Source organism: Pseudomonas sp. MWU12-2319, assembly GCF_023242525.1.
Taxonomy (GTDB): domain Bacteria; phylum Pseudomonadota; class Gammaproteobacteria; order Pseudomonadales; family Pseudomonadaceae; genus Aquipseudomonas; species Aquipseudomonas gingeri_D.
The window spans coordinates 125,395-147,405 of the sequence record NZ_JALJES010000002.1 but is presented as its reverse complement, the minus strand read 5'-3'; the positions used below and the strand labels follow the sequence as shown (position 1 = coordinate 147,405).

Here is a 22,011-nt window from a genome sequence, read left to right as displayed (position 1 = left end):
GGCTTGCCGGCTCCTACAGTGACCGCGCCTGTAAAACCCTGCTATTCGAGCACCGTCACCGGCATCCCGACCTCCAGAACCCCCTGGCCATCATTGACCAGGTTCTGCCCGAACATCACATCGCCACCCTGCTCGCGGTAAGTCTTGAGGGTCGTCAAGGGCTCGCGGTCGGCACTGCGCTCGCCGGTCTGCGGATCGAGGGTGGTCAGGATGCAGCGGGAACAGGGTTTCACCACCCGAAACTCGACGTCGCCGATGCGAATTCGCTTCCAGCCGTCTTCGGCAAAGGCATCGCCGCCCTCGATCACCAGGTTTGGCCGGAAGCGCAGCATTTCCAGCTTACGCCCGACCTTCTGCGACAGGTCATCCAGAGAAGCCTGGCCGATCAGCAGCAAAGGAAAACCATCGGCAAACGCCACCCGATCCTCTTCCCTGCCATAGCCGGCCTCGGTGAGGCGGGCGCGCTCCAACGGCACATGCACCAGGCGGGTCGGCTTGCCGATAAACCCGCTCAGCCAGGCCGCCGCCTCATCGCCGGCATCCGGCACACGCAAGGTGTCGCTCCAGATGGTCACGCCACGCAAAGTGTCGTCCTTGCCGGGCAAGGCCACGTCCAGCGCCGAATGGCCGGGAGCACTCAGGGTCAGGCCGCAGGCAGAGTTCCACAGCGCCGACAACTGACTCATCTTGCCCACCGCGCGCTGGGTCAGAAAGCGTCCACTGGCCTCGTCCACCAGCATCCAGCGCCGGTCCCCGGCCAGGCCCAGCTCGTCCAGCGGACTCTGGCGCAAGGCCTCGCCCCGGGCTGATTTCAACGGATATCGATACAGCGCGCTCAGACGCAACATGTCCAGCTCCCGGAGAGACAAAACAGCGATTCTACAGGAGGACGGGCACGACGGCATTTTTGCGCTGGAACGCGATTTTGTGGGAGCTGGCTTGCCGGCGATGATGCCCGCAAGATCAATGCAAGGCTTACCGACCTCATCGCCGGCAAGCCGGCTCCTACAGGTTCAGCGGTGTTTGCAAGTCCGCGGGGATCAGGCGTTATCCAGCATCAACCGCTGACGTACCACATCCACCAACTTGTCCGGCTGGAACTTGGAGAGGAAGTTGTCGCAACCGACCTTCTTCACCATGGCATCGTTGAAGCTGCCGGACAACGAGGTATGCAGGACCACATACAGCCCGCGCAGGCGAGGGTCGTTACGAATTTCGGTGGTCAGGCGGTAACCGTCCATTTCCGGCATTTCCGCGTCGGTGAAAACCATCAGCAGCTTGTCGGTCATCACCGCACCGCCATCCGCCCAGCCCTTGAGCATGTTCAGGGCCTTCAAGCCGTCGCTGGCGATGTGCATTTTCACCCCCAGTTGCCCGAGGGTATCGCGCAACTGGGACAGGGCCACGTTCGAGTCGTCGACCAACAGCACTTCACGGCCACGGGCCTGCTCCATGATCGGGTCGTCGAGCTTTTCACGGGACACCTTGGCGTTGTACGGCACGATCTCGGCCAGGACCTTTTCCACGTCGATGATTTCCACCAACTGGTCGTCCACCTTGCTGATGGCGGTCAGGTAATGCTGGCGACCGGCGCTGGTCGGCGGCGGCAGAATGGCTTCCCAGTTCATGTTGACGATGCGGTCCACGCCACCGACCAGGAACGCCTGCACCGAACGGTTGTACTCGGTGACGATGATAGTACTGTCGGGCCCCGGCACCAGCGGACGCATGCCGATCGCCTGGGACAGGTCGATCACCGGCAGTGTCTGGCCGCGCAGGTTGACCACGCCGCAGACAAACGGGTGACGCTGGGGCATCAAGGTCAACTTGGGCAGTTGCAGCACTTCCTGGACCTTGAACACGTTGATCGCAAACAGCTGGCGCCCCGCCAGACGGAACATGAGAATTTCCAGCCGGTTCTCACCCACCAGTTGCGTACGTTGATCTACTGTGTCGAGAATGCCGGCCATTAATGACTCCTGGGCTTGCTGCTGAAAGTGACATTGAATAGGTTATCGGCGGAGAATATCGGAGCTTGACCCTCCGGCCAAATACCTGCCAAAAGCATTGATGTCACATTAGCATCATGCTTTACTCAGTTCACCCCCTCCTTGTTGCCATGCGCGACCGCAAATGGCAGTCAGAGTTCCCCATACTAGGGGAATCCCCTAGTGACAATCAGGCCCAACCTGATATTCGCGATATCCAATAGCCATTAATGTGACGCCATTCTCATTGCATGAATGGAGTCAGGCTTTTGCTTTCGATTGCAGGACCTCGGCCAGACAGCCCGGTGAACACCTTCACCCATCGTGCTCAAGCCCTCTGGGCCGCCGCTTCCGGTGAATTTCTGCGGACCTGCCCGCGGCGCTTTCGGGTGCCCGCCAACTTGCACCTGAGAACGAAATGCAATAGCTGTAATTCGAAACAATCAGAAACAGACTACAGACACACGCGCCCTGTCGGCATTAACTTTAAAACCGTTCGCCCCGTGCGACCTTCTATCGCCTGCCTATGCATTCAAGGAGATAAAGCATGCTGAACGGTAAAGAACGGCAAGCCAGCCTGCCGGAGTTCCTGGTCGAGGCCCAAGCCCTGCAAACGAAAATGCAGGAGTGCTGCCAGCACCTGGAGCTGATCCGCAACGACAAGGACGCCATCGATTGCCTTCTCGTCTCGCTGCACACCCTGGCCATCTGCGCGCAAGGCCTGGGCGTACGCTCCATGGCCCGGTTCTCGCGCCAGATCCACGCCCTCCTGAGCCAGCCCCAGGACCCGCTGAACCTGCATGAAGACGCCTTGCTGGCCCTGCGCAATTGCTTGACGCTGCTGGCCTGGCAAGTCGAATTGATCGACCCGCGTACCGGTCAACTGGGCCTGGACGACGACGAAGAGTCCGAACTGATCACCGCGCTCGCCATCCAGACCGGCCAATATGGCTCCGCTATCACCGAGCCCAGGACCTTCACCCTGATCACCTTCCCCGAACGATCCGTTTGAACCGTTCGCCCTCCTCGCGCCTTCGACCCGCCCTCTTCATACCTAAAAACGACAATAACAACTCCCCTCGAACTTTCAGGTTTCAGGCGATGGTTTTTTAATGCAAAAAGAATAACTAGCGTCTACGCGATAAAGCCCCCCGGAACAGCCATCGGGCTTCAGTTGGAGTAAGCTTGCCCAAGGGTATTTTGTGGAACAAACGTACGATAAAAGTTGACCACTCGGACATATACCGGCCGAGAGCGACTGCTCCCGAATCGCGTGCTACCATGCCGTTTATTCGCATATGTACTTGTACAGCTTAGTAATTTTGTAAATAGATATCAAAATGACATCATTGCGCAAAGTTTCTCACCCTGACACTGTTTCACCTCGAACGCACACATTAAACCGTACCCGTTTTTCAAACTTGGCCTGTCGGTTGTCCTGACGGTCTACCCGTAGCGAACATTCATCGGCTCCATACGCTATGTACGCCAGCCTCAAGTCATTCAAGCCTTGGCTCCCGTCTCGAAAAAATGCCCGCCGGCTGACAGTCGTGCTATGCGTCAGTTCGGCTATCGCCAGCCTGCTCATCTACAGCACCTGTACAGGCTTCCCGACGGGATTGTTGATCCTCAACCTGGCCGCCCTGGCCAGCGTCTGGCTCCAGCACCGCGACGCCGGCACCTCCATCCAGTTCCAGCCGCAGGAACTGGCTGATCGCCTGCTCCAGGTGCAAGAGAACGAGCGACATCGCCTCAGCCGCGAACTGCATGATGACATCGGCCAGTTGCTCACCGCGGCCAAGCTCCAGACCCAGTGGTTGCAACGGCGCTTGCCCGACGACCTGCAAAGTCACTGCGAGACCCTGGGCCACACCCTCGACGAAACCCTGGCCAAGGTTCGCGACGTTTCAGCCATTCTCAATCCCCGCCAGTTGACCAGCCTTGGCCTGGAGGCCAGTCTGCGCGCGCATTTGCTCAAGACCCTGGAAAACACCAGCGTGCTCTGGAGCCTGGAGTGTCACCAGCGGCTGACCGGCATCCCCGAGGAGATGGCGGTGACCGCCTTCCGCGTGACCCAGGAAGCCGTCACCAACATGCTGCGCCATGCCCAGGCGCGTAACCTGCTGGTGCGTATCCAGCGCTTGCCCGAAGGCTTGTCCCTGCACATCGCCGACGACGGCCAGGGCTTTTCGCCGGCGCGCAATCCCGGCGAGGCGGGCCAGCGCGGCATGGCCGGCATGGCTGAACGCATTGAACAGGCAGGCGGAACATTGACAGTCACCAGCGGACCCGGCAAAGGTACGCAGATCGAAGCACTGCTGCCCTGGGCGCCACGCGCCCTGGAACGCGCCAGCAAGAATAAGGCTCCATGACCTGCACCCTACTCCTGGTGGATGACCACTCACTGATCCGGGCCGGTGTCCGCGCCCTGGTACTGGATATCCCGGGTTACGCCGTGATCGGCGAAGCCAGCGACGGCGCGCAGTTGCTCGATGCCGTGGAACGGCTGAACCCGGACATCATCCTGCTCGACCTGTCCATGCGCGAAACCGGTGGCCTGGATGCCCTGCGCAAGCTCAAGGCGGTGCGCCCGCAGAGCAAGGTGCTGATCCTGTCGATGCACACCGACCCGCAATTGATCATGCAGGCCCTGGAAATCGGTGCCCACGGCTACCTGCTCAAGGACACCACCGCCACCGAACTGGCCCAGGCCCTGGATGCCCTGCGCAGCAACGAGCGCTACCTGAGCCCGGCCATCGCCCATACGGTGATCAACCAGGCCCTGACCCAGGTCCAGCGCAACCTGCCGGCCGAACGGAGCGCCAACCACAACCTGACCGGGCGTCAGTTGGAGATCCTGCGGCTGATCGTGCGCGGCAAGTCGACCCGGGAAATCGCCAATGGCCTGGGCCTGAGCATCAAGACCGTGGAAACCCACCGTTCGCAGATCATGAAACGGCTACAGATCTTCGACGTCGCCGGCCTGGTGCTGTTCGCCGTGCGTGAGCAGATCATCAGCCTCGACGACTGAGCAGCAGTGAATCCTCCGGCAGGTGCACCCGCAGGGCCGCCGGACGGACCTCGAAACGCAGGCTGTCGCTGAGCAAGGGCTCACCGTCGAGATTGAGGTACAACCCCTCGGACACCTTGATTTCGACCCAGGGCAGGCGAGCCCGGACAAACAGGTTGTCCAGCCCCCAGCCACCGGCCATCAACTCGCGCAAGGTCGTGATCATCTCCTGGGGGGCCGGCAGGATGCTGATATCGAGCATGCCGTCGTCGACCAGCGCCTCGGGGCACAGCGGGTGCCCACCTCCCGCCTGGCGACCGTTGCCGATGCCCAATGCCAGCAGATCGCCCTTCCAGTGGAAATCCGGCCCCTGCAGCTCGCCATAGGCGACATGCAACTCACTGAAACGGCTGAGGCCGGTAAACAGGTAGGCAGCGCCTCCCAGCAGTTTTTTCAGATCTTCCGAAGTATTGGCGGTGACCAGGCTGCCAAAGCCGCCGGTGGCCATGTTGAGGAATATCTGCTCGCCGACGCCGCCAAGGTCGATCGCCCGCGCCGGGACCTCAAGCAACGCCAGGGCCTGGGCCGGCTCCAGCGGCACACCGGCCGAACGGGCAAAGTCATTGGCAGTCCCCAGCGGCAGCAACACCAGGCTGGCGTCCACTTCGGCATTGGCCAGGGCCTCGGCGACATCGCGCAGAGTGCCGTCGCCGCCGCCGGCAATCAACTGCCGATAGCCCAGCGCCAGCGCTTCGCCGACCAGGCGCCGGGCATCGCCGGCCTCCCAGGTCAGGCGCACCGCCAGGTCCCAGCCCTCGGCCCGCTTGCCCTCGACAGCGGCCCGCACAGCCTCGTTGAGGGCTTGTTTGCCATGCAGAATCAACAATGCCTTGCGCTCGTTCATGAGCCTTGTCTTCCTTCAACGTGACCGTGAAAGATGTTGACCGCGGCCGAAGCAAAAAGACTCTCGACCCATTGAATTTATCTGCTATTTATGTAGTCCTAATACGAAAGAATTAGTCGGATTTTTTTTACAATAAGCCGTCATTTGGATAGCAGTCTGCTGTTTCATGCGCTTTACTCAACCCCATAACACCCATAGCAGGAAGCAAACACGAAGCGTCAGGTCGATGAAAATCGCAAGACGACAGTAGGAGGACTCACTTGGATTGACGCTGTTCAATCTGCAAAATGATCAACCTTCAGGGATGGGGTCAGCGCAACAAAGCCTTGGTTTTTCTACTGAAACAACTGCCACGACATTTCGTAATTACCATTCACGATGGTAAGACGGGAGGGGTGTTTATGCGCCTGCAGCCGGTTGACAGCCTGTTACTGACACGACCCAGTATGGTCGAGTACTTCCTGTTCGGCATCCGCCTGATCCATGGCGTGACCGCGATGCTGCCGGGCCTGATGCTGCTGGTATACCTGGGCGAGCAAGATCCGACCGTCATCAAGAGCTACCTCACCCTGCTGCTGTTCTTCGGTTTCATCAGCGTGCTGATCTTCCAGGCGCTGGGCGTGTATGCCGAGACCATCTTCAGCAACCTGCTGCGTTTTCAACTCACACTCTTCGCCTGGTCATCGGCGTTCTGCCTGCTGCTGTTCATGCACCATGGTTTGTCACTGTTCAACTTCCTGACCAACACCGAACTGTTTATCTGGTTTATTTCAAGCCTGATACTGTTCGGTGTCGAACGCCTGGTTCTGCTGACCCTGTTCCAGCAACTGATGCAACGGGGGTTTTTCCTGCAGCACGCGGTTATCCTCGGCGCCACTGAAAACGGCCAGCGCCTGGCCGAATACCTGGCCCAGCACCAGGACATCCGCTCCGGGGTCATCGGTTTTATCGACGACCGCATCGGCCGCCTGCCCAAGACCCTGGTCAACCAGCCGCTGCTGGGCAACTCCAATGACCTGGAACGCCTGATCCGCGAAGAAAAGGTCACCCAGGTCCTGGTCGCCCTGCCCTGGTCGGCGGAAAACCGCATGGACTACATCATCCGCGAACTACGCCGCCTGCCGGTCAATGTGCTGCTGGTGCCGGACATGGTTGCCTTCCGGCATGCCCACAACCGCATCACCGAAGTCGCCAACCTGCCGATGTTCAACGCCTCCGAGGTTCCCCTGCGCGGCTGGTCGCCGATGTTCAAGCGCCTGGAGGACATGGTCCTGTCGAGCCTCGCACTGATCCTCTTGTCGCCGATCATGCTGCTGACGGCCCTGGCGATCAAAATCGACTCGCCGGGCCCGGTGCTGTTTCGCCAGAAGCGCTACGGCTACAACAACCGCTTGATCGAAGTCTTCAAGTTCCGCTCGATGCACCAGCACCAGAGCGATGCCAACGCCGAAACCCAAACCACCCGCGGCGATCCGCGGATCACCCGGGTCGGACGTTTTATCCGCAGAACCAGCCTCGACGAGTTGCCACAGCTATTCAATGTTTTCATCGGCAGCATGTCGATGGTCGGCCCGCGCCCCCACGCCACGGCCACCAAGGCGGCGGGCATCCTGTTCGAGGAAGCGGTCAAGGAATACACCTCACGCCACCGGGTCAAGCCAGGCATCACCGGACTCGCCCAGATCAATGGCTACCGCGGCGAAACCGACACCCTGGAAAAAATCGAAAAACGTGTCGAGTTCGATCTGGAGTACATCGAAAACTGGTCGATCTGGTTCGACCTCTACATCCTGTTCCGCACTGTCCCGGCAGTGCTCATGACCCGCGAGGCCTTCTGAATGGGCGTACTCATTCCCTGCATCATCGCCGGTGGCGCCGGCACCCGTTTGTGGCCGGTCTCCCGCGAGGCCATGCCGAAACCCTTCATGCGCCTGCCCGACGGCGAAAGCCTGTTGCAGAAGACTTTCCGCCGGGCCGCCGAACTGCCCGGTGTCCAGCGGGTACTGACGGTGACCAACCGCGAGGTGTTCTTCCGTACCCTGGATGACTACCGCCAGTTGAACAAGGCCGACGCGGCGCTGGACTTCATCCTCGAACCCTTTGGTCGCAACACCGCCCCGGCCATCGCCGCGGCGGCCTTGCATGTGGCCAGGCTCTACGGCGACGACGCGCAACTGCTGGTACTGCCGGCCGATCACCTGATCAAGGACCTGGACGCCTTCGCCAAGGCGATCGACAGCGCTCGACTCCTGGCCGAGCAAGGCTGGCTGGTGACCTTCGGCCTGGTACCGACCCACCCCGAGACCGGCTTCGGCTATATCGAGAAAGGCCAGGCCCTGGGCGATGAGGCGTTCCAGGTCGCCCGCTTTGTCGAGAAGCCCGATGCGAAGACCGCGCAGCAGTACCTCAATGGCGGCCGGTACCTGTGGAACGCCGGCATGTTCTGCATGCGGGCCGACGCCGTGCTGCGCGAACTGCGCGAACACGCCCCGGACGTCCTCGAGGCCATGACCGAGTGCCTGGCCCTCAGCCACAGCCGCGAAGGCAGCCAGGAACTTCAACTGGAACTGGATGGCAAGAGCCTGGCCCGGGCGCCGGACATCTCCATCGACTACGCCCTGATGGAACGCTCGCGCAAAGTCGCGGTGGTGCCCTGCCAACTCGGCTGGAGCGATATCGGTTCGTGGCAGGCGGTGCGTGAACTGACACCGGCCGATGCCCAGGGCAACCAGTGCAACGGCGAGACCGTGCTGCATGACGTCAGCAACTGCTACATCGATTCGCCCAAGCGCCTGGTGGGCGGCGTCGGGCTCAAGGACCTGATCATCATCGACACGCCGGACGCCTTGCTGATCGCCGACGGCAAACGCAGCCAGGACGTCAGGCTGATCGCCCAGGAACTCAAGCGCCAGGGCCACGACGCCTATCGCCTGCACCGTACCGTGAGCCGTCCATGGGGCACCTACACCGTGCTCGAGGAAGGCAAGCGCTTCAAGATCAAGCGCATCGTGGTCAAGCCCAATGCGTCGCTGTCGCTGCAGATGCACCACCATCGCAGCGAACACTGGATCGTGGTCAGCGGCATGGCGCGGGTCACCAACGGCGACAACGAGTTTATGCTCGATACCAATGAGTCGACCTTTATCAAGCCGGGCAAACAGCACCGGCTGGTCAACCCGGGGGTGATCGACCTGGTGATGATCGAAGTACAGAGCGGCGAATACCTCGGCGAAGACGACATCGTGCGTTTCACCGATATTTATGGACGGGTTCCCGTCGAAACCAGCAAGACCTGAGACACCTGAAACAGTAGGAGCACCCACATGCGCGGACCCGGGTCCGTCAAGGGGGGGGTAACCATGCATAAAGGGAAGACTGACCAATGAACAAACTCCTGCTGATCCTCAGTGTTTTATTAATCAGCGCGTGCAGCATACCGGCCAAGGTGGCATTACCGGATAACGACGTCCTGCGCGAAGGTCACCGGGCCGGCGACGCCCTGGCCGGCAAGCCGCTGCCGGACCAGCGCATCCGCGCCGGCGACACCTTGCGTATCGTGCGCAATACCGGTGAAGCGCCGTCCATTTCCGCCTTCACCGCCAACTCGATCTACGAACTGACGCTGTTCATCGTGATGAATGACGGCAGCTTTTCCTACCCCTATGTCGGCAACGTCAAGGCCGCCGGCCTGACCCCCCAACAGCTGACCCTGATCCTCGAAGACAAGCTGAAGAATATCTACCAGGATTCGGCCCTGACGGTGAATATCTCCCAGGCCCCGAGCAACACCGTGTTCGTCGGTGGCTCGGTGCGCACCCCGGCCAGCCTGCCGGTGACCACCGTCACCACCCTGGAACAGGCCCTGATCGGTGCCGGCGGTCTGCTGCCGGTGGGCGACAGCCGCAATATCGCCTTGCTGCGCCAGGACGACGACGGTCGCTACAAGACCTACTTCTTCGACTATCGCGACACCATGCTCGCCGGCGCCAGCAACCGCGCACCGGTGCTGCTGCAACGCGGCGACGTGGTGTTCGTGCCCAAGTCCCATGTGGGCAACGGCATCGAGTGGGTCGACCTGTATCTGAACCAATTGATTCCCTTCCAGAAATCCATTGGCATCGGCGCGAACTACAACCTGAACAACTCCACCAGCACTGGCAACTGATCGTTAAGGACAACAGACATGATCAATATCCGCTCCTTCCGAGACTTGTTGCGCCTATTCTTCATCTTCAAGCGCGAAGTGAAAACCACTGTGCTAGTGACTTTCGTCGTCATCCTGCTGGGAGCCTTCCTGTTGCCCAACCGCTACGAGTCCACGGCCCTGCTGCTGGTCAAGCCGGGCCGGGACACCAGCACCTTGCCGATCGAGATCTCCGACCGCCAGGCAACTATTATCCCCAGCGCCCAGCGCGACCCGATCATCGATGAGGAACGCATCCTCACCGGGCGCCCGATCGCCCGGCTGGTAGCCGAGCAATACCTCGACGAGCTGTCCAGGGTACCGCCCCAGGAAGGCTTTATCGCCACCCTCAAGACCCTGGTCAAGAGCACGGTGCAGGGCCTGCTGGATGTCGGTCGCGGCCTGCTGCAACTGCTCGGTCTGGTGGAGAAGCAGACACCGGTCGAACGCCTCGCCGACCAGTTGACGAAGTACTTCAGCGTGACCCACGCCGTGGGCTCCTCGGTGATGGAAATCAGCTTCACCTGGAACGACCCGCAGGTCGCCCAGACCATCGTCAAGAGCTGGATCGAGCAGTATGAACAGGAACGCACCCGCACCCTGGGGCGTAAAAGCCTGTACGCCTTCTATGAAGGCGAAAGTACCGCGACCACCAAACGCATCCTCGACTACAAGAAACAGATCGAGGCCCATCTCAACGAGCTCGGAGCGGTGAGCATCGGCGAGCGCCTGAACGATATCTCGCGCAACCTCAACAACCTGCGCGGCGAGCACCTGAACACCACCCGTGCGGTGGCCTCGACCAAGAGCGGGCTGGACCGGATCAAAGCCCAGCTCGACAGCATGAAGAAAGAAATCAGCATCGGTCGGCAGATGAGCATCAACCCGGACCGCCAGGACCTGCAACAGCGGATCAACGCCAAGCAGATCGAACGCCAGGAAATGCTCCGCACCTTCAAGGAAGGCGCACCGCCGGTGAAGGCCATGGACAAGGCGATTGCCAACCTGGAAGACCTGCTCAAGTCGCAGAACGCGGTAGTCCAGCGCACCGATAACCTGGCGCCGAACCCGGTCTACACCCGCCTGCAGAACAGCTTCGCCGACCAGGAGGCCAGCCTCAGCCGCTTGCAGACCCAGGCCGCCCAGCAGGAAACCCAGCTCAACCAGTTGGAACAGGACCGCCGTCAGGCCCTGGCCCTGGAGCCGGAAATGGCCCGCCTGCAACGTGAACTCGATGCCGCGGAAAAGAGCTTCGCCCTGTACAGCACCAGTACCGAGAAAGCGCGGATCGACCGTGAACTGGACAAGAGCCAGATCAGCAACATCGCGGTGATCGAACAGGCCACCCTCAACGAAAGCCGGGTCTTCCCGAAAAGCCTGACCATGCTCTTGCTGGCCATTCCGCTGAGCCTGGGGGTCGGCCTGCTGGCCCTGTATTTCTTCTATCTGCTGGACCAGCGCATCCACGACGGCGACAAGATCGAGTCACGCTTCGGGGTCAAGATCTGGACCAGCCTGCAAGACATCAGCAACGGCAGCATCCAGCGTCGCACCGCGTTCACTGCCAGCATGTACCGGCTCTATGGGGTCCTGCCACTGGAACAGGTCGCCGAACACGGACTGGCCATCGGCCTGACCTCGGCCCGGCGTGGCGAAGGGGTCAGCTTCGTCATCGAGCACCTGGCCAACCTGCTGCAGGAACGCGGCCATCGGGTCCGCGTCGACGGCCAAGGCCCGGCGCATCCGGGGGAAATCCTGCTGCTCAATGCCGGCGCGTTCTTCTCCAACCAGGAAGCCTTCGTGACCCTGCGCCAGGCCGACCTGATCGCGCTGATCATCGAAGCGGAAAGCACCACCGTACCGATCCTGGAAAATGCCCTGTCGACACTCAATACCGCGTTCAAGCGCGTCGACGGCATCATCCTCAATCGCCGGCGTTTCGAGATCCCCGAGCGTGTACTCAATACCCTGGCCCGCATCCGGAGCCATGCCTGATGCATATCGCCCTGATAGCGCCCCTGCCACCGGAACAGAATGGCATAGCCGACTACGCCGGGCATCTGAAAGCGGCGCTGGAAAACCTCGGGGTGCGTGTCAGCACGCCCCTGGCGGGAGTGGGCAACGACCCGCAACGGGCCAGGGAGCTTGTAGCGCAGGCATCGTGGCAGGGCATCGATCTGGTCCACGCCGAAATCGGGGGCGGGCGCCTGGCCGAGTTCCATGCTTTGAAGGCCCTGCGCGCACGCTTCCCGGCGCTGCCGCTGACCGCGACCTTGCATGACCCGGAACGCCTGGTCTGGCGCCGCGAGCGCTTGCCCTGGCCGCTGTCGCTGGCCGCACGGCTGCCTTCGCCGCTACCACAGATGGCCACGGTGCTGGCCGATCCGCTGTGCCTGTACGAGGAGCGGCAACTGGCCCGCAGCCTGACCCGCCTGGTGACACTCACCCATTCGGGCGGCCATTGCCTGCGCCAGCGCATGGGGTTGCGCAACGAACAGATGGCAGTGATTGCCCACGGTAACCTGGCCATCGCGGCAAAGCCCCTGCCCGCGCTGGAGCCGCTGCGACTGCTGTACTTCGGTTTCATCTACCGCGGCAAGGGCATCGAAGACCTGCTCGACGCCCTGGCCATCACCTTCACCCAGCAACCGGCTTTGCGGACCCGCGTGCGCCTGACCCTGGCCGGGGGCAGCGAGCCGGAGATGGCCTTCGGCCCTTCGGGCAGCTATCTCGATCAACTGCGCCAGCACATCCAGAGCCTTGGCCTGCAAGACAACGTCGACTGGCAACTGGACCTGCCGGCCGCCGAGATCCCCGCCGTAATCCAGGCCCACCACGTGATGGTGCTGCCGTACCGCGAGTCGAGCAAACTCAAACTGCTGGGCAGCCTGCGCGGGACCAGCGGCGCGCTGTCCTGGGCCGTGGCCTGCGGACGCGGCGTCATCACCTCGGACGCACGTTCCTTTGCCGAGGAAGTGTCCCAGGGCAACGGCGTGATTTTCCCCCAGGGCAATGTCACGGCCCTGGCGACGGAGCTGAGCCACTTGTGCGCCAAGCCGGAACTGGCGATCAGTTGGGCCGAACAGGCCAGCGCGATCGGCGCACAGCGGGTCTGGAGCCACACCGCCGAGCGCTTCCTGCAGTTGTTCCAACAGGCCTGCGGAGGACATCAAGATGTGGCGTAGAGCCTTTTTATGGTTCCCGGCCCTGTTGCTGATGGCGCTCGCCGTCAGCCTGATCCCCTGGAGTCCCCAGGTCGCCGCCCAGACGACGCTCAAGGCGCCCCGCGCGGTGGAGTGGAAAAACTTTCTCGGGGTCAACGCCCAGTTCCAGTATTTCGATCCGGACATCTACCAGAAACAGATGACGCAGCTCGATGCACTGGGCCTGAACTGGGTGCGCCTGACCCTGCACTGGTTCATCATCGAACCCGAACAGGGGGCTTTCCAGTTCAGCGAACTCGATGCTGCCATGGCGGCGATGAAGAGCCATGGCTACAACACCGTCGCCTACCTGGTCGGCTCGCCGCCGTTCGCCAGCAGCGCTCCGGCCGGCACCCCGAGCAGCGACCAGTATCCACCGACGGACTTCAAGCTGTTCGCCTCGCGCATGGTCACCCTGGCCCAGCGCTACCCCCAGGTGAGCACCTGGCAGGTATGGAACGAACCGAACATCATCTGGCGGCCCAAGGAAGATCCCGCAGCCTACTACCAGATGCTGAGCACCACCGCCGATGCCATCCGCACCCAGGTGCCGGGCAAAGCCATCGCCACCGCCGGCGTCGCTTACTTCGGCCAGATGCACAGTACCCCCGGCTTGATGCTCGACGCCCTGTTGGGCCAGGGACTGGCCGGCCAGAACATCATCGCCGCCTATCACCCCTATACCCAATTCCCGGAAGGCGACGACGCCGCGGCCCAGGACTTCCTGCTCAGGGGCAATGCCATGAACAGCGATCTGCACGGCAAGGGCGTCACCCAGGTCTGGGCCACCGAATGGGGCTGGTCGAGCTATGACGGTCCCAAGGAAATGCAGGCACTGATCGGCGTCGACGGACAGGCCGACTACACTCTGCGACGCCTGGCACTGATGAGCGCCATGGACTACCAACGGATCTTCCTGTTCAACCTCAGCGACCTGGATCAGCGAACCACCCCGCGCGACCAGCATTACGGCCTGCTCGACCTCAACGGCGAGCCGAAACCGGTGTATAACGCCCTGAAGAACTTCCTCACGGTCACCGGCCCGGCCCTCCAGCCGGCCGACGCCCCGTCGTCGAGCAATGCGCCCGCCGACCTCTACAACATCACCTGGACCCGCAATGACGGCGCCCATGTCTGGATGTTCTGGAGTGCCAGCGGCCAGAGCCTGCAATTGCCCGGTGTGACCCAAGCGGCGCTGTTCGACCCGTTGACCGGCACCCAGACAACTCTGAGCGACAGCACAGCCATTACCGTGCCGCTGAAAACCAGCCTGCAGCTATTGGTGTGGACGCCATGAAAATCCTCTGGACCCTGCCCTACCTGCCCTGGCCCACCACCAGTGGCGGCAAGACCCGGCAATTTCACCTGCTGCGCAGCCTCGCCGCGCGCGGGCATCGGATTACCCTGCTGGTGCAATCGAAAACCGACGTCGACGAGGCTACCCGCCACGCCCTGGCGCCGATTGTCGAACGCCTGATCGTGGTCCCGCGACGCTCGTTACGCAGCCTGAAAACCCTGCTCGGCGTGCTGCTCGCGCCCTACCCGATGCTGGCCACGATCAACGGCCTGGCGCCGCAGTTGCAGGCCCGGTTGCGCACCCTGCTGGAAGAAGACTGGGACGTGATCCAGATCGAGCACAGCTACAGCTTCCAGCCCTTCGAACAACCACTGCTCGATGCCGGCAAGCCTTTTATTCTCACCGAGCACAATGTCGAGTCGGCCCTCGGCGCCGCCAGTTATGACCGCCTGCCAGGCTGGATGAAGCCCTTCACGCAATATGACCAGCGACGCTATCGGCGCTGGGAAAGCCGGGTGTTTCGCCAGGCCGCCGAACTGATCGCGGTGACCCGCGACGACGCCACGGTACTGCGCCAGCAGACCGGCAAGCCGGTGGCGGTGGTGGTCAACGGCGTCGACACTGGCCTCTATGCCGGCGTCCAACCCGACCTCCACGCCCGACGCCTGCTGTTTATCGGCAACTACGAATACAGTCCGAACCTGGACGCCGTCGAATGGGCCCTGGAGGAAATTCTCCCGGCCCTGTGGCTGCTCAATCCGGGGGTCCGTTTCGCCATTGCCGGATTCGGCTTGCCGGATGCCTGGCGCGCGCGCTGGACCGATCCGCGAATCGAATGGCAAGGTTTTGTCCCCGACCTGCGCACCCTGCAAAGCAAAGCCTCGGTGTTCTTCGCACCGCTGCGCCAGGGCGGCGGCTCCAAGCTCAAGGTGCTCGAGGCCATGGCCGCCGGCCTGCCGGTGGTCACCACCGGCCAGGGCGTGTCGGGACTGAAGGTCGAAAACGGCCAACACTATCTGGGCAGCGAGGACCCGCAAGCCCTGGCCCGGATGCTCGCCGAACTTCTCGAACACCCGTCGCGCCTGCACCAGATCGCCGAAGCCGGCCGGGCCTACGTCAAGGCCGAACACGATTGGTCCGTGGCCGCCGCACAACTGGAAGCGGTCTATAACCGCCTCCCCCACCTCAAGGAAGCAGAATCCGTATGCGCATAGGTCTGGATTATCGCCCGGCAGCGGGTTACACCCACAGCGGCATCGGCCGTCAGAACCTGGCCCTGGAGCAAGCCCTGCGCGCCCATCCCGAGGTGAGCCTGCAACTGTTCGGGGTAGCTCCGGAGGATCACCCGATCCGTCGCCGCGTCCACTGTCCGAAATGGGGCTCGCCCTTGTTCGGCGTACACCGTCTGCCGATACGCCTGCGCTTCGAGGCCGGCTTCCTGCCCGGCGCGTTGCGCGAAGCAGGGATTGAGGTCTACCTCTGCAACTTCAACATGGGCCTGCCGCCAGGGCGCAAGCCCGCCGGCATGCGTTATGTGCTGCAACTCCATGACCTGTTCCAGCTGACCCTGCAAAACAGCCACGGTTCGAAACTCAAGGAACGCGTCTACCGGGCCACCGACCGCCTCTCCATCGGCCATTCGGTAAAGGTCGCCGACCGGATCTGGACCCCATCGCAATACACCGCCGACGAACTGGTCAAGTTGTTTCCCGAAGCCCGCGACAAGGTCCGCGTGTTGCCCAACCTGGTCACCGGTTTCGTCGGTGAGGCCGCCGACATCAGCGACCTGCAAGTGCCTGAACGCTACTGGCTGGCCGTCGGCACCCGTGAGCCGCGCAAGAACATCCCCTGGTTCGTCAGCGCCTGGCACGCCGCCCGCCAGCAATCGCCGCAGGTACCGGAGTTGGTGCTGATCGGCGCCCCCGAGGACCTGCCCGCGTCGCTGCAACACCTGCCGGGCCTGCATTACCTGACCGGCCTCAGCGATGCACAACTGCACGGGGTGTACCAACAGGCCGAGCGTTTGTGGCAACCGTCTTATGCCGAAGGTTTCGGTCTGCCGGTGATCGAAGCCCTCAGCGTCGGCACCCCGGTGGCCGTCGCCAGCGGGTCGGCGCTGGACGAAATCACGCCACCGCACAGCCCACGCTTCTCGCCCACTGACGGCCCGGCCCTCAGCGCGCTGATGATCGGTCTGGCAGACGCCCCCGCCGAGGACCCCGAGGCACTTCGGACCTGGGCCGCGGGTTATGGCACCGCGGCCTACCAGGAGCGCTTCAACCACCTGATCGAGGAGCTGAAATAATGCCCTTGGCGCTGCCCATCGCCCTGTTGTTCGGATTGCTGTTCGGCATCCTCGCCTGGCTGCTGCCGCCGTTCAAGGTGGCGGTCGTGCTGGTCGCCATCGGTGGCGTGGTGACCATCATCCGCCACCCGCTCTGGGGCCTGCTGCTGTTCAGCGTGCTCGCCACCTTCCTGCCCTACTCGACGATCCAGATCGGCCTGCGCACCACGGTGTCCGAGGCCCTGATCCTGCTGGTCTGGGGCAGCGTGCTGGTACAAAGCCTGTTCAACAACCTGCCGCAAAAAAAGCCCCTGCTGCGCACCGAGCGCTGGCTGGTGGCCTTGATGTTGTTCAGTGCCTTTCCGTTTATCGTCGGCCAGTTGACGATCAACGCCGAAGGTAACGGCCTGGTGAACTGGATCCGCTGGCTGCTCAACCTGTCGGTGCTGTTCCTGGTGCCCCGCCTGCTCGATCAGCAAAAGGCTCGCGATCAGGTGGTCACCGGCCTGCTGCTCGGGACCCTGTTGCTGTTGCTGCTGTCGATCCCGGTGTTCCTCAAGAACGGCAGCGCCACCGGCATGACTCCGATCCTGGCCGCACTCGGCTATGGCAGCATCGAGGTGCTGGGGGACAGCCTGTCGGCACTGTCCAATCGCATGGGCTCGCCCTGGATGCACCCCAACGCCCTGGGTGGCGCCATGACCCTGCTGCTGCCATTGGCGTTCTGCTACGGGCTGGCCCGCCAAGGCTGGAGGCGCACGCTGGGCCTGGCGGTGGCAAGCCTGGGCGTGATCGGCCTGCTGCTCTCGGGCTCACGCGGGGCGCTGGTCAGCCTGCTGATCGTCCTGTTCTGGATGGCCCGCAAACGCGTGCCCTACGCCGGTCAGGTGATCCTCGCCGGCCTGGTGTTCGGCAGCCTGCTGCTGATGTTCTACCCGCCGTTGCAGGACCGTCTGCTGGGGCTCTTTTCCAGCAACGACGCCAGTACCAATGTGCGTTTCGACGAATACTCACACTTCCCCAACGCCATGGCCATGTTCCCCTTCGGCATCGGCTTCAAGGTCGAGCCGCCCGTGCCCGGCACCGGCCTGTGGGGTATCTCCAACCTGTGGCTGAACTTCATCTACAAACTCGGCGTGCCGGGTCTGGTCCTGTTTGCCGCGGTGATCTGGAGTTGGTGGAGCGACACCCGCTCTTCCCTGGCCGCCTTCCAGTTGAATGAAGACAACGCCATCTGGCTCGGCACTACCTGCGGCTTGATGGCGGCGCTGCTCAGCGGCTTCTTCGACCACTATTTCAGCTTTACCAATGTGCTGATCGCCCTGTTCTGGCTGATGCTGGGCCTGAACCTGCACGAAACACGGCGTCTCAAGCTCAAGGCCACCCCTCTGCCAGGAATCCACCCATGAAACACCGCATATTCCACTCGTTGAACCTGAGGCAGGCACTGCCCGAATACGCCGAGAAGATGGGCGTAGGGCTGGAGGAACTGGAAAGCAGCTACCAGTGGATGCTGGAAAACGACGTGTGTTTCGAACAGCCGCTCAAGGGCAATATGCTGTGTTTCATCAGCTACCTGAACATCGAATCGCGAATCGAGCCGCCCCTGGCCCGGCGGTTCTATGCCTTGCTCGGCCGCGAGGTCAAGGGCGAGCTGATCCCGTTGTACGGGATCAACTGGCCGACCCTGCGCGACCGCATGCTGCGCGGCTGGGAACTGGCCTACAACATACTCATCTGCAAGATTCCCAGCCATACGCTGAGGCTGCTCTGGTTGCGCGCGGGCGGGGCGAAGATCGGCAAGGGCTCGACGGTCTGGCGCAACACCGAGGTGCTGGGGGTGAACAACCTGCGCATCGGCAACGACAGCACCGTCGGCTGGCATTGCCAACTGGATGCCCGTGGCGGCCTGATCATTGGCGACCATGTGACCATCGCCTCCCACGTGCTGATCATTGCCGGCGGCCATGACATCCAGGCCCCGGAGTTCTGGGCGGTCGGCGGGCCGATCTATATCCGCGACTATGCCTGGATTGCCAGTCGCGCCCTGCTCTCGTTCGGTGCCGATATCGGCGAAGGCGCGGTGGTCGGTGGCCAGTGCGTGGTCTCCAAGCCGGTTCCGGCCTACGCCATCGTCGGCGGGCCGGACGCGGCGATCAAGGGCGAACGTTGCCGCGGCCTGAACTACAAGGTGGGCGGCAAAGGCCTGTTCACTTTGTTCCATTGAGCCGCGGGCATGCCTGACTCGAAACTGCTCGGTTCCACCCTGTGGCTGACCCTGGCGACCCTCACCGGCCTCGTCGCCGGGTTCGCCCGCGAGTGGCTGCTGGTCGCCGCCTGGGGCGCCGGCGGGCGCAGCGACAGTTTCCTGGTGGCGCTGTTCCTGCCCGAAGCCTTGCGCATGGCGCTGGCGGCCGGTCTGCTCAGCGCGGCGGCGCTACCGCTCTACCAACAACGCACCGCCACCGAACAAACCGCCTGGCTCGGCGCGATGGCCCCCCGGCTGCTGCTCTGCGGCCTGCTGCTGGCGCTGGTGCTGGGCGTCGGCTCACCATTATGGGTTCGGCTGATCGGACCGGGACTCGACAGCGACGGCTACGCACTGGCCGGGGCCAGTCTGCATTGGCTGGCCTGGTGCGCCCCCGGGTTTATCCTGCATGCCTTGTTCTGCGTACCCTTGCAGGCTCGTTCACGCTTTGTCCTGGCCGGACTCGGCTCGCTGCTGTTCAACCTGCCGCCGGTGTTGTACCTGGCCTTCCTGCGCCAGGCCGCCACTCCGAACGGCCTGGCCAGTGCTTGCGTACTGGGCAGCCTGCTGATGCCGACGCTGCTGTTGCCGGCCTTGTACCGCGGCGGCTGGAAACCCTGGCAACTTGGCCACGCACCCGGCGCCGTCAAAGAACTGCTGCAACGCATCGGCCCGCTGCTCAGCAGCAACCTCGCGAGCCAGGGCCTGGCCCTGCTCGAACGCATGGTCGCGTCGTTGCTCGGCGAAGGTGCCGTGACCTGGATCAACCTGGCGCGCAAACTGATCAACCTGCCGCTGATCGCCCTGATGAGCCTGAACCAGGTGCTGCTCGGCCTGATGAGCGGCAGCCAGGGCAGCGAACGCCTGGACCTGCTGCGCAAGGGCCTGGCCAGCGCCAGCCTGCTGACCCTGCCCGCCGTGGTCGGGCTGATCGGTGCCGCCGGGGCCCTGGTCAGTCTGCTGCTGCCCCACCAGGCCGCCGACAGCCCGCTGCCGGAACTGCTGGCCTGGTTCTCGATCCCCCTGGTCTTCGGTGCCTGGAACGCCCTGCTCGCCCGCTACGCCTACGCCGCCGGCGACACCCGCCTGCCACTCACCTGCGAACTGACCGGCAGCCTGCTCAATGCCCTGCTGCTGGCGGTACTGCCGTATTTCCTCGGATTGATCGGCATCGCCCTGGCCGCCATCTGCGGGGTGATACTCACCGGCCTGCTGCTGATCCGCCGCCAACAGTTGCAAACCTTGGTACCGTGGCGCAGCCACGCCTTGCTGGGGTTGGCAGTGATGGTCGTGGCCGCGCGGGTCCTGCATCCGCTGCACGGCATCTGGCTGCAACTGGGCCTGAGCAGCCTGTGCAGCCTGATCCTGCTGATTGCCCTGGCGGCGTGGTTGCGCCCCTGGCGCGCCCTGCCCGGCTGAACCTGGAGACCGAACAATGTCGACCCCTCAAGTGGCCGTAGTGATTCCGACCTACAACGGACGCCGCGACCTGGAACGCCTGCTCGACTCCCTGGCGCTCCAGACCGCGACCTTCGACACCCTGATTGTCGACTCCAGCTCCAGCGACGGCACCTTCGAGCTGGCCTGCGCGCGCTGCCCACGGGTGCAACGCATCGACAGCAAGGACTTCAACCATGGTGGCACCCGCCAATGGATGGTCGAACACAACCCCGGCTACGAGCTCTACGTGTTCATGACCCAGGATGCCTACCTGGACGATCCCGACGGCATTGCCAATATCGTCCGGCCGTTTGCCGACGAGCAGGTCGGCGCCGTCTGCGGCCGGCAACTGCCGCACCTGGATGCCACCCCCCTGGCCGAGCACGCCAGGTTGTTCAACTACCCGCCGGACTCCCAGGTCAAGAGCCTGGCCGACGCCCCCCGGCTGGGCATCAAGACCGCCTTCATCTCCAATTCCTTTTCCGCCTATCGGCGCCAGGCCCTGATGCAGGTCGGCGGCTTCCCGCAGCATGTGATCCTGTCGGAAGACATGTACGTCGCCGCGAAAATGCTCCAGGCCGGGTGGAAGGTCGCCTACGAAGGCAGCGCCCGTTGCCGGCATTCCCATAACTACAGCCTCGGTGAAGAGTTCCGACGCTACTTCGATATCGGCGTCTTTCACGCCCGTGAGCCGTGGATCCGCCAGCAGTTCGGCGGGGCCGGCGGCGAGGGCCTGCGCTACGTGATCTCGGAGCTGAAGTTCCTCGGCCCCGCCCGTTGCCTGGCCTGGCCCGGCTCACTGTGGCGCAATGCGGTGAAACTGCTCGCCTACAAACTGAGCCAGCAAGAGCGGCATCTGCCCAGGCGGCTGAAAAAGAACCTGGGCATGTACAAGCGCTACTGGGACAGCCCGCACGCCTGATTTGGCAGACCTTCAAACGATGAGGATTTTTCCGATAACCATCAGCGAACAACCCCAATTGACCCAGAGACGAAATAAGGCGAACTTCTTCAAGCTCTTTTTATCGAGCGAATAACACTCTGGACCTGAACCATCGAGGAAGCATATTCACATGGAAGTCGAGCTACAGCACTGCGCGGCACCGCACTTGAGCGCCGCGGCCCACGAGCCGGGCCATCACGACGCCAAACCGCAACGCCCGCCCCGCCATGACAAGGCCAAGACGATCCGTACCCCTGGAGGCGATGCTATGGAACCCCGAATCACAGAGCTGGAAACCCGCTTCGAATACATCCACCGTGACCTCAATGAGGTGCGCAACGATGTGAAATCCATCAAGGGCCGACTCACCTACATAGCTGGCGCCGCGGCGGTCATCGGCGCGCCCCTGGTCTGGATTGCCAACAATCGCATGGACCAGATCCTGCTGCTGCTGACCTCCTGACCTCACCCGTTACCCGCGTCGCGCCGCCGGGGCGCGCCCGGGAACCTC

19 protein-coding genes are annotated in these 22,011 nt (G+C 62.8%); 16 read left to right on the top strand and 3 right to left on the bottom strand.

All coding sequences use genetic code 11. The features are described from left to right. Positions 1-41: 41 nt before the first annotated feature. Positions 42-848 carry an MOSC domain-containing protein gene (locus M5C01_RS03380; RefSeq protein ID WP_152737313.1) on the bottom strand — a complete coding sequence of 269 codons (807 nt, stop codon included), beginning with the start codon at positions 846-848 and terminating at the stop codon, positions 42-44. Between the two features lie 192 nt (positions 849-1,040). Continuing rightward, the gene (locus M5C01_RS03375) at positions 1,041-1,970 is read right to left on the bottom strand and encodes a chemotaxis protein CheV (RefSeq protein WP_103496718.1); all 930 of its coding nucleotides are present in this window, start codon (positions 1,968-1,970) and stop codon (positions 1,041-1,043) included. Between the two features lie 565 nt (positions 1,971-2,535). Between M5C01_RS03375 and M5C01_RS03370 the strand changes: the two genes are divergently transcribed. The 3 genes from M5C01_RS03370 to M5C01_RS03360 all read left to right on the top strand — a co-directional run bounded on the left by M5C01_RS03370 (position 2,536) and on the right by M5C01_RS03360 (position 5,019). Next, on the top strand, positions 2,536-3,000 hold the full coding sequence (locus M5C01_RS03370) for a hypothetical protein (RefSeq protein ID WP_103496717.1): 465 nt from the start codon (positions 2,536-2,538) through the stop codon (positions 2,998-3,000). 469 nt (positions 3,001-3,469) lie between these two features. Beyond that, positions 3,470-4,360 carry a sensor histidine kinase gene (locus tag M5C01_RS03365; RefSeq protein ID WP_152737312.1) on the top strand — a complete coding sequence of 297 codons (891 nt, stop codon included), beginning with the start codon at positions 3,470-3,472 and terminating at the stop codon, positions 4,358-4,360. Next, positions 4,357-5,019 carry a response regulator transcription factor gene (locus tag M5C01_RS03360; RefSeq protein WP_103496715.1) on the top strand — a complete coding sequence of 221 codons (663 nt, stop codon included), beginning with the start codon at positions 4,357-4,359 and terminating at the stop codon, positions 5,017-5,019. Before M5C01_RS03365 ends, M5C01_RS03360 begins: the two co-directional genes overlap by 4 nt. Here M5C01_RS03360 and yegS read toward each other — a convergent pair. Next, positions 5,003-5,902, bottom strand: coding sequence for a lipid kinase YegS (gene yegS / locus M5C01_RS03355; RefSeq protein WP_152737311.1), 900 nt, complete (start codon positions 5,900-5,902; stop codon positions 5,003-5,005). The genes M5C01_RS03360 and yegS overlap by 17 nt on opposite strands. A gap of 401 nt (positions 5,903-6,303) precedes the next feature. Between yegS and M5C01_RS03350 the strand changes: the two genes are divergently transcribed. The 13 genes from M5C01_RS03350 (at position 6,304) to M5C01_RS03290 (ending at position 21,963) form a co-directional block, all read left to right on the top strand. Continuing rightward, the gene (locus M5C01_RS03350; RefSeq protein WP_152737310.1) at positions 6,304-7,740 is read left to right on the top strand and encodes an undecaprenyl-phosphate glucose phosphotransferase; all 1,437 of its coding nucleotides are present in this window, start codon (positions 6,304-6,306) and stop codon (positions 7,738-7,740) included. Then, complete coding sequence (locus tag M5C01_RS03345) at positions 7,741-9,198, top strand: mannose-1-phosphate guanylyltransferase/mannose-6-phosphate isomerase (protein ID WP_152737309.1); 1,458 nt, start codon at positions 7,741-7,743, stop codon at positions 9,196-9,198. Positions 9,199-9,284: 86 nt separating this feature from the next. Then, positions 9,285-10,067, top strand: a complete 783-nt coding sequence (locus tag M5C01_RS03340; RefSeq protein ID WP_103496711.1) for a polysaccharide biosynthesis/export family protein — start codon at positions 9,285-9,287, stop codon at positions 10,065-10,067. Positions 10,068-10,085: 18 nt separating this feature from the next. Then, positions 10,086-12,080 carry a GumC family protein gene (locus M5C01_RS03335; RefSeq protein WP_103496710.1) on the top strand — a complete coding sequence of 665 codons (1,995 nt, stop codon included), beginning with the start codon at positions 10,086-10,088 and terminating at the stop codon, positions 12,078-12,080. After that, complete coding sequence (locus tag M5C01_RS03330; protein WP_152737308.1) at positions 12,080-13,270, top strand: glycosyltransferase; 1,191 nt, start codon at positions 12,080-12,082, stop codon at positions 13,268-13,270. Before M5C01_RS03335 ends, M5C01_RS03330 begins: the two co-directional genes overlap by 1 nt. Positions 13,271-13,301: 31 nt before the next feature. Continuing rightward, positions 13,302-14,585, top strand: coding sequence for a beta-galactosidase (locus M5C01_RS03325; RefSeq protein ID WP_248764285.1), 1,284 nt, complete (start codon positions 13,302-13,304; stop codon positions 14,583-14,585). After that, entirely contained in the window at positions 14,582-15,799 is a 1,218-nt protein-coding gene (locus tag M5C01_RS03320) for a glycosyltransferase family 4 protein (RefSeq protein WP_103496707.1), read from the top strand. Before M5C01_RS03325 ends, M5C01_RS03320 begins: the two co-directional genes overlap by 4 nt. Then, positions 15,790-16,890: a glycosyltransferase family 1 protein gene (locus M5C01_RS03315; RefSeq protein WP_152737306.1), complete on the top strand. Its 1,101-nt coding sequence runs from the start codon at positions 15,790-15,792 to the stop codon at positions 16,888-16,890. Before M5C01_RS03320 ends, M5C01_RS03315 begins: the two co-directional genes overlap by 10 nt. Then, positions 16,890-18,278 (top strand): O-antigen ligase family protein, encoded by a 1,389-nt coding sequence (locus M5C01_RS03310; RefSeq protein ID WP_152737305.1) that lies wholly within the window; start codon positions 16,890-16,892, stop codon positions 18,276-18,278. Before M5C01_RS03315 ends, M5C01_RS03310 begins: the two co-directional genes overlap by 1 nt. Continuing rightward, positions 18,275-19,096, top strand: coding sequence for an acyltransferase (locus M5C01_RS03305; protein WP_152737304.1), 822 nt, complete (start codon positions 18,275-18,277; stop codon positions 19,094-19,096). Before M5C01_RS03310 ends, M5C01_RS03305 begins: the two co-directional genes overlap by 4 nt. Before the next feature lie 24 nt (positions 19,097-19,120). Further along, the gene (locus tag M5C01_RS03300; protein WP_152737568.1) at positions 19,121-20,536 is read left to right on the top strand and encodes a lipid II flippase MurJ; all 1,416 of its coding nucleotides are present in this window, start codon (positions 19,121-19,123) and stop codon (positions 20,534-20,536) included. Positions 20,537-20,552: 16 nt separating this feature from the next. Further along, positions 20,553-21,479: a glycosyltransferase family 2 protein gene (locus tag M5C01_RS03295; protein ID WP_103496703.1), complete on the top strand. Its 927-nt coding sequence runs from the start codon at positions 20,553-20,555 to the stop codon at positions 21,477-21,479. Between the two features lie 151 nt (positions 21,480-21,630). Continuing rightward, on the top strand, positions 21,631-21,963 hold the full coding sequence (locus M5C01_RS03290; RefSeq protein ID WP_247263002.1) for a hypothetical protein: 333 nt from the start codon (positions 21,631-21,633) through the stop codon (positions 21,961-21,963). Positions 21,964-22,011: the final 48 nt, after the last annotated feature.